Below are 13,422 nucleotides of genomic sequence, written 5' to 3'. Positions count from 1 at the left end.
TCCCCTAGCGCAGGTTGCCGCGCAGGCGGCTGACCTGCTCACGCAAGGCTTCTGGCTGCGCCGCCTCCACCGGGATGGCGGCGCCTGCCACGATGGTCACCCGCGACCACAGGCGCTTGAAAAAGCCCTTGGCCGGGTCACGGCTGAAGAAGCTGCCCCACAGCCCCTGCAAGGCCAACGGAATGACCGGCACCGGGGTTTCTTCGAGGATGCGGTTGACGCCGCCCTTGAACACGTCGATTTCGCCATCCCCGGTCAGCTTGCCTTCAGGGAAGATGCATACCAGCTCGCCATCGGCCAGGTACTCGGCAATGCGCGCGAAAGCACGTTCGTAGATGGCCAGGTCTTCGTTGCGCCCGGCAATCGGGATGGCGCCTGCGGTGCGGAACACGAAGTTGAGTACCGGCAGGTTGTAGATCTTGTAGTACATGACGAAGCGGATCGGCCGGCGAATCGCCCCGCCCAGCAGCAGCGCATCGACGAACGACACGTGGTTGCAAACCAGCAGCGCCGCGCCTTCGTCGGGGATGCGTTCGAGGTCGCGGTGCTGCACGCGGTACATCGAATGGCTGAGCAGCCAGATCAGGAAGCGCATGGTGAACTCGGGCACGATCCTGAAGATATAGGCGTTGACCGCGATGTTGAGCAGCGACACCACCAGGAACAGCTGCGGGATGGTCAGCTCGGCCAGGCCCAGGAGGATGATGGTGAGCACTGCCGACACCACCATGAACAGGGCATTGAGGATGTTGTTGGCCGCGATCACCCGGGCGCGCTGGTCTTCGGCGGTGCGGGCCTGGATCAGTGCATACAGCGGTACGATGTAGAAGCCGCCGAACACCCCAAGGCCGACGATCGACAGCAGGATCCACCAGGCCTGGCCCATGCCCAACAGCGCCAGCCAGTCGTGCGGTGCCGCCGCAGCCGGCACATCGCCGGAGTGCCACCACCAAAGCAGGCCGAACAGGCTCAGCCCGAACGAGCCGAACGGCACCAGGCCGATTTCCACCTTGCGCCCGCTGAGCCGCTCGCACAGCAGCGAACCCAAGGCAATCCCCACCGAGAACAGGGTCAGCACCAGGGTCACCACCGTGCCGTCACCGTGCAGCCAGTCCTTGGCGTAGGCCGGGATCTGCGTGAGGTAGATGGCACCGACGAACCAGAACCACGAGTTGCCGACGATCGAGCGCGACACCGCCGGCGGCTGCCCCAGGCCCATGCGCAGGATCGCCCACGACTGCCTGAAGATGTTCCAGTCCAGCGGCATTTGCGGTGAAGCGGCAGCGGCCCGCGGGATCCAGCGGCTGGCCAGGTAGCCGAGCACGGCGGTGCCGACCACGCCACCAGCCACCACGGTGGCATAGCTGTCGGCCGACATCATCACCCCGGCGCCGATCGTGCCGGCGAGGATGGCCAGGAAGGTACCGGTTTCCACCAGCCCGTTGCCGCCGACCAGCTCTTCCTCGCGCAGGGCCTGCGGCAGGATCGAGTACTTCACCGGGCCGAACAGCGCCGAGTGGGTTCCCATGCCGAACAGCGCCACCAGCATCAGTGCCAGGTGGTTGGTGATGAAACCGAGCGCGCCTACCGCCATGATCGCGATCTCGGCCAACTTGATGGCCCGGATCAGCGCATCCTTGGCGAACTTCTCGCCAAACTGCCCGCCCAGCGCAGAGAACAGGAAGAACGGCAGGATGAACAGCAGGGCGCACAGGTTGACCCAGATCGAACGGTCGCCGTCGCCCAGGCTGAGCTTGAACAGGATCGCCAGGATCAGCGACTGCTTGAACAGGTTGTCGTTGAAGGCACCCAGCGACTGGGTGATGAAAAACGGCAGGAAACGCCGCTTGCCGAGCAAGGTGAATTGCGAGGAGTGACTCATCGTCCTTGGTCCTGAGGGCTTTTCAATTGGAGGCGCGCAGGGCGCGACAAGCCACAAATCTGCATGGGAAATGCACTGACTGGCAAGCGCTCAAGGATTTTGGAGGGCTGTACCGGCCCTTTCGCGGGCACGCCCGCTCCCACAGGGATATCACATGCCTTGAGGGTATGTGAGAGCGGGTGTGCCCGCGAAAGGCCTGCGCAGCAGGCCTCTGTTGGCATATGCTGGCCCCCGGCAAAACAGAACAACAAGGATGTGTAATGCTCGCCGCCATAAAACGCTACCCGCACAGTGTGCGCCTGCTGCTCGGCACCACCTTCACCCTCACCGTCGCCCGTGCCCTTACCCTGCCCTACCTGGTGGTGTACCTGGCTGACAACTTCCAGCTGCCGATCAGCCAGATCGGCCTGCTGATCGGTGGTGCGCTGATCATCGCCTCGCTGCTGAGCCTGTATGGCGGCCACCTTGTGGATACCTTGCGCAACCACACCCTGGTCAGCGCCAGCACCCTGCTGTTTGCCCTGGCTTTCGTCGGCGCGGTCGCCAGTAACTCGGCGCTGCTGTTCTTTATCTGCCTGGTACTGATCAACCTGGCCCTGGCAGTGGTCGACATCGCTGCCAAGGCGGGCTTCTGCGCATTGCTGCCGGTGGAGGCACGGGCCGAAGTGTTCGCCATCAAGTACACCCTCAGCAACGTCGGCTACGCCGCCGGCCCGCTGCTGGGCGTGGCCATGCTGGAGCTGAACGACCATATGCCGTTCATTGCCTCCGCCCTGCTCGGCCTGGGTATGTGCCTGACCTACTGGCGCTTGGGGGACCGCGGCCTGCAGGCCAGTGTGCCGGACAAACCCGGGGTCGGCTTTGGCCAGGTGGCGCTGGGTCTGGCCCGTGACCGACGGCTGGTATGCTTCACCCTGGGCGGGGTGCTGAGCGCGGTAGTATTCGGCCAGTTCACTGCCTACCTGTCGCAGTACTTGGTGATAACCAGCAGCCCGGCCGAGGCGGCGCGCCTGATCGGTTACCTGGTGACCACCAACGCGGTGACGGTGATTGCCCTGCAGTACCTGATCGGCCGCCGCATCAGCCGCCAGCGCCTGATGCCCTGGCTGCTGGCCGGCATGGGCCTGTTCATCGCCGGGCTGCTGGGCTTTGCCCTGGCCGGTTCGGCGCTGGCGTGGTGCCTGGCGATGCTGGTGTTCACCCTGGGCGAGATCATCGTGATCCCGGCCGAGTACATGTTCATCGACCTGATCGCACCGGAGCATTTGCGTGGGGTGTATTACGGTGCGCAGAACCTGTCCAACCTCGGTGCGGCGCTGGGGCCGGTGATGGTGGGGTTTGCCCTGGTACATCTGTGGCCGGGGGCGATCTTCTACCTGCTGGTGTTGTCGGTGATACTGGCGGGGGTGTTTTATTGGCTGGGTACCCGCAAAGGATGATGTCCGCTCTGCTGGCCTCTTCGCGGGTGAACCCGCTCCCACAGGGACAGCGCCGCTTTCGAAGCCTGTGCAGTACCTGTGGGAGCGGGTTCACCCGCGAAAGGGCCGGCACAGGTTAAAGAGAACCCTGCGACCACCTGCCACTGCGACCATCGTCTGCGCTGACGAAGCGGCACCTGCGTGCCAGACTGATTGATCGGGACCGCGTTATCTTTTTGCTTCGGAGTCTTCATGTCGTTGTCCAGCGGGCTGATCGCCGTGGTCGCCCTGGCCTATATGGCCATCATGTTCGCCATCGCCTTCTACGGCGACCGCCGCAGCACCCCGTTGCCGCCGAAGCTGCGTGCCTGGGTGTACAGCCTGTCGCTGGCCGTTTACTGCACCAGCTGGACCTTCTTCGGCGCGGTCGGCCAGGCCGCCGAACAGCTCTGGGCATTCCTGCCGATCTACCTGGGCCCGGTGCTGCTGCTGATCTTCGCGCCCTGGGTGCTGCAGAAGATGGTGCTGATCAGCAAGCAACAGAACATCACCTCGATTGCCGACTTCATCGCCGCGCGCTATGGCAAGTCGCAGTCCCTGGCGGTGGTCGTGGCGCTCATCTGCCTGGTAGGCGTGCTGCCGTACATCGCCTTGCAACTCAAGGGCATCGTGCTGGGCGTGAACCTGCTGATCGGCGCCAACGCCGACGCCACCGGCACCCGCGTACAGGACACCGCACTGGTTGTATCCCTGGTGCTGGCACTGTTCGCCATCGTCTTCGGTACCCGCAGCCTGGACGTGACCGAACACCACCGTGGCATGGTCCTGGCGATTGCCTTCGAATCACTGATCAAGCTGCTGGCCTTCCTCGCCGTGGGCATCTTCGTCGTCTTCAACCTGTATGACGGCTTCGACGACCTGTTCAGCCAGGCGCGCCAGTCGATCCACCTTCAGGACTATTGGCAGGAGACCATCAATTGGCCGTCGATGGTGGTGCAGACCGCCGTGGCGATGATGGCGATCATCTGCCTGCCACGGCAATTCCACGTCACCGTGGTGGAGAACATCGAACCCCAGGACATGCGCCTGGCGCGCTGGGTATTCCCGATGTACCTGGCACTCGCCGCATTGTTCGTGGTGCCGATCGCCCTGGCCGGGCAGATGCTGCTGCCGGACACGGTGATCTCCGATTCGTTCGTCATCAGCCTTCCTCTGGCCGAGGCACACCCGAGCCTGGCCCTGCTGGCATTCATCGGTGGTGCATCGGCGGCCACGGGCATGGTCATCGTCGAGGCCGTGGCGCTGTCGACCATGGTCTCCAACGACATGCTGCTGCCCTGGCTGCTGCGCCGTACCAACGCCGAGCGGCCGTTCGAGGCATTCCGCCACTGGATGCTCTCGGTACGCCGGGTGACCATCGTGGTGATCCTGCTGCTGGCGTATGTCAGCTACCGCTTGCTGGGTTCCACCGCCAGCCTGGCGACCATCGGCCAGATCGCCTTTGCCGCCGTGACCCAGCTGACCCCGGCCATGCTCGGTGCGCTGTACTGGAAGCAGGCCAACCGCCGCGGCGTATTCGCCGGCCTGGCTGCAGGTATCTTCCTTTGGTTCTACACCCTCGTCCTGCCGATCGCGGCGCACAGCCTGGGATGGTCGCTACAGCTGTTTCCGGGGTTGGCGTGGCTGCACGGCAATCCGCTAAACCTGCCGATCAGCCCGCTGACCCAAGGCGTGGTGCTGTCGCTGGCGGGTAACTTCACGCTGTTCGCCTGGGTCTCGGTGCTTTCGCGCACGCGGGTTTCCGAGCATTGGCAGGCCGGCCGCTTCATCGGCCAGCAGACTAGCGCCAGGCCCAGCAGCAAGCCGCTGCTGGCGGTGCAGATCGACGACCTGCTGACCCTGGCCTCGCGCTTCGTTGGTGAAGAACGCGCCCGGCAGAGCTTCATCCGCTTCGCCTACCGCCAGGGCAAGGGCTTCAACCCCAACCAGAACGCCGACGGCGACTGGATCGAACATACCGAACGCCTGCTGGCCGGCGTACTCGGCACGTCGTCGACCCGCGCCGTGGTCAAGGCCGCCATCGAAGGCCGCGACATGCAGCTGGAAGACGTGGTGCGTATCGCCGACGAAGCCAGCGAGGTGCTGCAGTTCAACCGCGCCCTGCTGCAAGGGGCCATCGAGAACATCAACCAGGGCATCAGCGTGGTCGACCAGAACCTGCACCTGGTGGCCTGGAACCGCCGTTACCTGGAACTGTTCAACTACCCCGACGGGCTGATCAGCGTGGGCCGGCCGATCGCCGACATCATCCGCTACAACGCCGAGCGTGGCCTGTGCGGACCGGGCGAGGCGCAGGTGCACGTGGCGCGTCGCCTGCACTGGATGCGTCAGGGCCGGGCGCACTCCTCCGAGCGCTTGTTCCCCAATGGCCGGGTGATCGAGCTGATCGGCAACCCGATGCCGGGCGGCGGTTTCGTCATGAGCTTCACCGACATCACCCCGTTCCGTGAGGCCGAGCAGGCCCTGCGCGATGCCAACGAACGCCTGGAGCAACGGGTGGCGGAACGCACCCAGGAGCTGTCGCAACTGAACCAGGCGTTGTCCGAAGCCAAGAGCCGTGCAGAAGCGGTGAGCCAGTCCAAGACCCGTTTCCTGGCTGCGGTCAGCCATGACCTGATGCAGCCGCTGAACGCGGCCCGGCTGTTCTCCGCCGCCTTGTCGCAACAGGCCGAGGGCATGAATGAAGAGGCCCGGCAGCTGGTGCAGCACATGGACAGTTCGCTGCGCTCGGCCGAAGAGCTGATCAGCGACCTGCTGGACATCTCACGCCTTGAAAACGGCAAGATTACCCCGGATGCCAAACCCTTTGCCCTCAACGAGCTGTTCGACACCCTGGGTGCCGAATTCAAGGTGCTGGCCGCCGAGAAGGGCCTGGAATTCCGCCTGCGCGGCAGCCGCCTGCGGGTGGACAGTGACATGAAGCTGCTGCGCCGGGTGCTGCAGAACTTCCTGACCAACGCCCTGCGCTACGGCAAGAGCCCGATCCTGCTGGGCGCACGGCGCCAGGGTGAACAGTTGTGGCTTGAAGTGTGGGACCGCGGCCCCGGCATCGCCGACGACAAGCTGCAGGTGATCTTCCAGGAGTTCAAGCGCCTGGACAGCCACCAGACCCGTGCCGAGAAGGGCCTGGGCCTGGGCCTGGCGATCGCCGACGGCCTGTGCCGGGTGCTGGGGCACAAGCTGGAAGTGCGCTCGTGGCCGGGCAAGGGCACGGTGTTCCGCGTCAGCGTACCAATTGCCCACCAGGCCGCACCGGCGCCCGCCGCCCCGGTGGAACAGGGCGGCCAGCCACTGGCCGGGCTGCAGGTACTGTGCGTGGATAACGAAGACAGCATCCTGATCGGCATGAACAGCCTGCTCAGCCGCTGGGGTTGCCAGGTGTGGACCGCGCGCAACCGCGCCGAATGCGAAGCTCTGCTGGCCAAGGGCATGCGCCCGCACCTGGCGCTGGTGGACTACCACCTGGACGACGGCGAAACTGGTACCGGGCTGATGGGCTGGCTACGCGCGCGCCTTGGCGAGCCGGTGCCGGGCGTGGTGATCAGCGCTGACGGCAGCAAGGAAACCATCGCCATGGTGCATGCCTCTGGCCTGGACTACCTGGCCAAGCCGGTCAAGCCGGCGGCCCTGCGTGCCATGCTCAATCGCCATCTGAGCCTGGTTCAGTAAGCGCTTCGTCCGGCAACGCCTCATCGGACAGCGCCCGCTCCAGCAGGTCGGCCGGCAGGCTCTTGCTGGCGCGGGCGCCCAGCAGCTTCAACTGTTCGCTGCGGCTGACCAGGTTGCCGCGCCCTTCGCATAGCTTGTTACGCGCGGCAGCATAGGCCTTGTCCACCTGCTGCAGGCGGCTGCCCAACTCGTCCAGGTCCTGGATGAACAGCACGAACTTGTCGTACAGCCAGCCGGCGCGTTCGGCGATCTCGCGGGCGTTCTGGCCCTGGCGTTCCTGCTTCCACAGGCTGTCGATCACCCGCAAGGTGGCCAGCAAGGTGGTCGGGCTGACGATCACGATCTGCCGGTCAAAGGCTTCCTGGAACAGGTTCGGCTCGGCCTGCAGGGCTGCCGAGAAGGCGGCCTCGATCGGCACGAACAGCAGCACGAAATCCAGGCTATGCAGGCCTTCGAGGCGGTTGTAGTCCTTGCTCGACAGGCCTTTGACGTGGCTGCGCAGCGACTGCACATGCTGCTTGAGCGCAGCCTCGTCATTGCCGGCGACGAACTGCTGGTAGGCGGTGAGGCTGACCTTGGCATCCACCACTACCTGCTTGTCGCCGGGCAGCATGATCAGAACGTCAGGCTGGAAGCGCTCGCCATCGGCGCTCTTCAAGCTGACCTGGGTCTGGTATTCGCGGCCCTTTTCCAGGCCGGCATGCTCCAATACCCGTTCGAGGATCAGCTCACCCCAGTTGCCCTGGGTTTTCTGGCCCTTCAGCGCCTGGGTCAGGTTGGTGGCTTCGTCGGACAGGCGCAGGTTGAGTTGCTGCAGGCGCTCCAGCTCCTTGCCCAGCGAGAAGCGCTCGCGGGCTTCCTGCTGGTAGCTCTCTTCCACGCGTTTTTCGAAAGCCTGGATGCGCTCCTTGAGCGGGTCGAGCAACTGGCCGAGATGCTGCTGGCTGGTCTGGGCGAAGCGCTGTTCGCGCTCGTCGAAGATCTTGGTAGCCATGTCGGCGAACTGGGCGCGCAGGGTGTCGCGGGCTTCCTGCAGGTCTTCCAGGCGCTGCTGGTGGCTTTCCTGCTGCTCGCGCAGCTCGGCGTCCAGGCGTGCGGTCTGGGCCTCCAGGCGACGCAGTTCGGCTTCGCGGTTGGCACGTTCGAGGTTCCAGGCGTGAGCGGCATCACGGGCATTGTCACGGTCGATCTGCAGCAGTTCCAGCTCACGGCCCTGGGCGGCCAGCTGGGTCTGCTTGACGGTGTTGGCTTCGCTGAGATCGCTGATTTCATCGCGGCAGGCGTCCAGTTGCGCCTGCAGGCCGGCCAGGGCCAGCTGGGCAGCACTGAGGCGCTCTTCGAGCAAAGCCTGCTCGCCTTGCCGCGTGCCCTGGCGACGCTGCAACTGCATGGCCCAACCCAGGCAAGGTAATGCACCTGCCACCAAGCCCAGCAGAATGCTGGCCAGATCCACTGTCATGCTTACCCCGAATGATCCTGGATGAATGCATCGCAGCTTATCAGCCTGAGCGGTGTGTTGCCTGTTCAGCCCTCTTCGCGGGTAAACCCGCTCCTACAGGGATTGCACAGTATCCGAGGTATAGCTATTCCTGTGGGAGCGGGTTTACCCGCGAAAAGGCCAGTGCTGGCAACACACCTCAGGCATGGAACCACTGCCGCAAAAGCCGCCGCGCTTCCTGCGACCCCTGCCCCGCCGCCAGTTCCAGCCAGTACCGCGCCTGCTCCGGCTCGTTGTGCTGGCACAGCCGCGCATACTCCAGCTGCGCCCGCCGATCACCGGCGCGGGCCGCCTGGCGCAGCAGTTCATGGCCAATACGCCGGTCACGGGCATTGCCGCAATCACGGCACAACATCTGTCCCAGGCGGCTTTGCGCCACTACCACACCCTGACGCGCCGGCTGTTTCAACAGGCGCCCGGCCAAGTGCTTGACCTGCGGCTTGTCACCCAGGCGCGGGTTGTCGAGCAACCACAAGGCCACTTTGAGGGAGAAACGTTTGGGGGGAGGCGCAGGCGTCGATGCAGCAGGGCTGGCGAGGTGTTTACCGCGAAACTTCATGAGCAACAGGATTGGCAACTCGAAAGGCGCGCCACTCTACCCTTTTTTTTGCGACATGGCCTTCCGATTTCTGCAGGATTGAAAAAAATTTCAATGATCTTTTCTTGACGTTTTCAAGTGGATGACCAACTAGGTTCCTGAAGCATGTCGATTGTCGGACAGTTCACTGTATTGCTGGCACGCCCGTCCTAGAGCAAGCGCCAGGGACAATCCACAGTTCCTGTGGATAACTCGGTGGACAACCCCCTGGCATCCCTCGCAAACCCCTATGAATTGGGGCTTTCGCTCAAACTGACGATTTTTTCACCAGCTAAAAATAGTGTTTTTTTTCATTGACTTAACCGGCCAGTCAAGGCATTGGCGAGGCTGTCATGGCATGCTGCAAGGCAGTTGCAAGCGCTGCTCCGAATGTGAACAAGTGCACCAAAAACCTTCAATTGAATGCACGAAATCGGTACATCAGGCCGGATACGGGCCTTTTGCAGACCCTTCCCATCAGGGAAAATACGCGCCATACTGCGCGGCTAACCTGTACTTACACGAAGTCCTTGCCAAGCACCTGTATTTTCGTTAAGGTGCGCATCGTTAGTACCAAGCTGAAAGTCAATTCTGGCCTCAAGCGTCCTTGCAGACACACTCCTCCCAAGGGTGGCGCTGCTGAAACCAGGACCGGCCCATTCGATGATTCACTCGCCAGCCCAGCGCTGTTCAAGCACGAATCACGTGACAGATTGATCAGGATCCCACCCCGACGGCCTAGAACCATGGCCCCGGCGTGCTGCCTGCCCTCTGAAGTACCTACCAGTCAGCCCACGCGCCCACCTTTGATTGCGCTCCCTCTGGCTGCCCTGTTCCAGTCAGGTTCGTTCGTCCCTTAATAAAGGCGTCACTGGAACGTTTCTATCATGCACGGATCATAACCCCGTGTTTAAAGCAGGAACCTCCAACAATATGCAAACTCATCATCAGATTCAGGCTGCCATTGGCACCCTCTCCCAGGCCTTCTCGCCGTTGAAGTGCCTTATCGTTGCCCCTCGCAAAGGCAGCTTTAGCTTCACCCTGGTAGACGAACACGGCGTCGCCTGCCACACCGAGCGCCTGTACCCCGAACAGTACAGCCGCAGCGAACCGCTGCAGGCGGTCATCGCCCGAACCCGCCAGTCGCTCACCGCGTGAGCGGCGAATGCTGCGGTATTCAAGCGCTGAATCATGCCATCGCAAGCCTGCCTGAACGTTCGTGGCGTAATTGCCTTAAGGCATATAGCCAAGTACGTCAGGCAGCAATCGATTTAAAAACAGCCCTTTACACCACGATTATCACACTACACTTCAACTCGAGCGGTGCTTGCCGCTTCCGGCGGGCCTGATCACTCACCAGCTGCCAAGCTCCAGCGCCCGTCCGGCCCTTAACTGCTCGAGGGCATCATGGGTATCGCGGCGAATGAATTGTGTCAGTATGTGATCCGACCCACCCTGGTCTACCTGAACCGTCACTGTGCCAGCGCCGAAGCCTTGTTGCTTGGCATCGCCGCCAGCCAGTCGGCCCTGGGGTCGGCCTTGCACGACCGTCGTGGGCACGGTCTGTACCGTATCGGCGAACACCGTCACCAGGCTATCTGGGACGACTATCTTGCCCGTGACCCCGACCTGGCCAGCCTGGTCCGCGGCCTGGCCAGCCAGCACGCCTTCCTCGGCGGCCCGCACCTGGAACTCACCGTCAACCTGCGTTATTCAACCGCGATTGCCTGGATGCTCATCGAAGAGCAGGCCACGCCACTGCCGGCCGCCGATGACCTTCTCGCACTTGCGCGAATCTGGCGACAGATTTTCAACCCCCAAGGTCGCCTGCGCGACTTCACACACGCCTGGCATACCTGCATAGATCAGAGATTGCCGCAGGCATCTTAAGACGCGTCCTACAACGTGCCCGGAAAAAAGGGAATTTTGGTCGGATTGTCCTACAAAACCGCTCTATCTCCTGCGATTGAGGCTATAGCGCGGCGCGTGATTTGTTGGTAGCTTTTCGCCCCGGAGATCCCAAGGAGTTTTCTAATAATGAAAAAAGTAATGCTCAAAGCCTCCCTCGGCGTAGCCGTTGCACTTGCTTCCAGCCAACTGCTCGCCGCAGGTTTCGCGCTGAACGAACAAAGCATCAGCGGCATGGGAACCGGTTTTGCGGGACGTTCGTCTTCTGCCGAAGATGCCAGCACGGTGTATGGCAACCCTGCGGGCATGTCTCGCCTCAAGCGCGAACAGGTCACCGTGGGTGGCGCGGCTGTCATTGCCAAAACTGATATTTCAGGTCGTGGTAGCAATTTCGGGGGGGAAACCGATGGCGACATGGTCCCGGTCGTGGGTGTACCCATGGGCTATTACGTCAAACCTATCGATGATCACTGGAGCGTCGGTTTCGGCGTTTACGTGCCATACGGCCTGATCACGGACTACGGCAGCGACGACGCGGCACGCTACTGGGGCAAGAAGAGCAAGGTCGAGGTTGTCACCTTCCAGCCAACCATCAGCTATGCCTTCAACGACAAGGTGTCGATCGGTTTCGGTCCGACCATCAACCGTATCAAGGGTGAACTGGGCTCGAATCTGTCCAGCAAGGCGCTGCTGGGCCCGAACGGGCCGGATGGCGAAATCAAGATCAAGGGCGACGACACCGCGATCGGTTACAACATTGGCGTCCTCGTGCAAGCCACAGACCGTACCCGCCTGGGCCTGACCTATCACTCCATGGTCGACTACAAGCTTGAAGGCGACACGCGAGTGTCGTACCCGATTGCAGCCCTCGGCCTGAACGGCAAATTCGACGCCAGCCTGAAAATAAAGACGCCAGAATCGGTGGACTTCTCGATCACCCATGAACTGGATGACCAGTGGACACTCTATGCGGGTAGTACCTGGACTCGCTGGAGCCGCCTGGAGAGCATCGTTGTCAAGAACGAAGCACCGACGGGCTACCCACTGCAGACCATCACCGAAGAGCAAAACTGGCATGACACCTGGGCACACGCCATTGGTGCTGCCTACAAGGTGAACAAGGAGTGGACCCTGCGTGCAGGCTTCTCCGTCGACCAGTCGCCCACCAACAACCATGATCGCTCGCCGCGCATTCCTACCGGCGACCGCAAGGCTGTCAGCTTTGGTGCCGGTTGGAGCCCGAACGACGACATGACCATCGATGTTGCCTACTCGTATCTGTGGGAAGAGGATACCAAGGTGAACAATGTGTCCGGCTCGCCGACACAACAGGCGCTGAAAGGCACCTATCAGGCCAAGTATGAGAACAGTGCTCACGGTATTGGTGCATCCCTTACCTACCGCTTCTGATTCATACGCGTGACATGAAAACCGCCCTCGTGGCGGTTTTTTTACACCTTCACCTGCCAGTCATCGCCCAGGCATTCGCGCAGGTAGTCCATGAACACCTGTACTTTTGCGGTCATGGCAAAGCGGTCGGCCAGGCACAGATAGATATCCATCGGTTCGGTCTGGGCATAGGCCTGGCCGCTATCGCTGTATTCGAACAACGGCACCAGCGCCCCGTTATCCAGATGCGGCCTTACGATGAACTCGGCAAGGCGGGTGATGCCGCCATCGTGCAGCGCCATCTGGGTCAGGGCATCGATGTCGTCGCTGATCAGGACACCGCCGAACTCTGCCTCGAACCGCAGCCCGTCGCGCATGAACCCCCAACGCAGGAAGCGCCCATCCACCGGGTAGCGGAACACCAGGCAGCGGTGGTCACGCAAGGCCTCGGGCATGGCCGGCACGCCGGCGCTTTGCAGGTAACCGGGCGAGGCACAGCATATGAACGGTATACGGGCGATATGCCGGGCCAGCAACTGGTCTTCGAGTTGCGGGGCAATGCGCAGACTCACGTCCACATCCTCCCGCGCGTGGTTGACCCGGCGATCAGTCGTTACCAACTCTATCGAAAGCAGTGGGTAGCGGGCGCTGAACGCAGGTATCAATGGCGCCAGCACGTGGCGACCGAAGGCGGACGTCGAGGCAATGCACAGCCGCCCTTGGGGCTCACTGTCGGGGGTGGTGACGGCCTGTTCGGCCAAGGCCAGGTCGCGCTCGATGTGCCTGACGCGTTCGTAATACTGGGTGCCGGCGGGTGTCAGCGCCATACTGCGGGTGGTGCGGCTGAGCAGGCGAACCTGCAAGTGGCCTTCCAGGCGTGCCAGGTTCTGGCTAACCGCGGCCGGGCTCAGGCCCAGGTTGCGGGCACCGGCGGCGATGCTGCCGGCTTCGACCACCTTGATGAAACTGCGAATGGCGTTGAGCAGGTCCATGCTGAGCCCTTGGATTCGTAAGAATATCT

Annotated in this window: 9 protein-coding genes; 5 read left to right on the top strand and 4 right to left on the bottom strand. The window is 62.6% G+C overall.

Annotation, left to right across the window (positions count from 1 at the left end):
• Positions 1–4: 4 nt before the first annotated feature.
• Entirely contained in the window at positions 5–1,882 is a 1,878-nt protein-coding gene (locus E5221_RS06790) for an MFS transporter (RefSeq protein WP_015269262.1), read from the bottom strand.
• Between the two features lie 260 nt (positions 1,883–2,142).
• Here E5221_RS06790 and E5221_RS06785 point away from each other — a divergent pair, with 260 nt between their 5' ends.
• Both E5221_RS06785 and E5221_RS06780 read left to right on the top strand, forming a co-directional pair.
• Positions 2,143–3,321, top strand: a complete 1,179-nt coding sequence (locus E5221_RS06785; protein ID WP_247847029.1) for an MFS transporter — start codon at positions 2,143–2,145, stop codon at positions 3,319–3,321.
• A gap of 231 nt (positions 3,322–3,552) precedes the next feature.
• Positions 3,553–7,029 (top strand): hybrid sensor histidine kinase/response regulator, encoded by a 3,477-nt coding sequence (locus E5221_RS06780; RefSeq protein ID WP_247847028.1) that lies wholly within the window; start codon positions 3,553–3,555, stop codon positions 7,027–7,029.
• Here E5221_RS06780 and rmuC read toward each other — a convergent pair.
• Complete coding sequence (gene rmuC, locus E5221_RS06775; protein ID WP_176483534.1) at positions 7,001–8,374, bottom strand: DNA recombination protein RmuC; 1,374 nt, start codon at positions 8,372–8,374, stop codon at positions 7,001–7,003. The genes E5221_RS06780 and rmuC overlap by 29 nt on opposite strands.
• A gap of 292 nt (positions 8,375–8,666) precedes the next feature.
• The gene (locus E5221_RS06770) at positions 8,667–9,086 is read right to left on the bottom strand and encodes an SEL1-like repeat protein (protein ID WP_024086418.1); all 420 of its coding nucleotides are present in this window, start codon (positions 9,084–9,086) and stop codon (positions 8,667–8,669) included.
• 951 nt (positions 9,087–10,037) lie between these two features.
• Here E5221_RS06770 and E5221_RS06765 point away from each other — a divergent pair.
• The 3 genes from E5221_RS06765 (at position 10,038) to E5221_RS06755 (ending at position 12,422) form a co-directional block, all read left to right on the top strand.
• Positions 10,038–10,262, top strand: coding sequence for a hypothetical protein (locus tag E5221_RS06765; protein ID WP_003257337.1), 225 nt, complete (start codon positions 10,038–10,040; stop codon positions 10,260–10,262).
• A 249-nt stretch (positions 10,263–10,511) separates the two neighbouring features.
• Entirely contained in the window at positions 10,512–10,994 is a 483-nt protein-coding gene (locus E5221_RS06760; RefSeq protein WP_003257336.1) for a hypothetical protein, read from the top strand.
• Positions 10,995–11,141: 147 nt separating this feature from the next.
• The gene (locus tag E5221_RS06755) at positions 11,142–12,422 is read left to right on the top strand and encodes an outer membrane protein transport protein (protein WP_039614588.1); all 1,281 of its coding nucleotides are present in this window, start codon (positions 11,142–11,144) and stop codon (positions 12,420–12,422) included.
• Between the two features lie 41 nt (positions 12,423–12,463).
• On the opposite strand, the gene E5221_RS06750 is transcribed toward E5221_RS06755, so the two are convergent.
• Entirely contained in the window at positions 12,464–13,393 is a 930-nt protein-coding gene (locus tag E5221_RS06750) for a LysR family transcriptional regulator (protein WP_247847027.1), read from the bottom strand.
• Positions 13,394–13,422: the final 29 nt, after the last annotated feature.

It is taken from the genome of Pseudomonas sp. A2, assembly GCF_023100865.1.
Lineage (GTDB): Bacteria > Pseudomonadota > Gammaproteobacteria > Pseudomonadales > Pseudomonadaceae > Aquipseudomonas > Aquipseudomonas asiatica.
The sequence above is the reverse complement of the archived record's forward strand: the minus strand, read 5'-3'. Positions and strand labels throughout refer to the sequence as shown.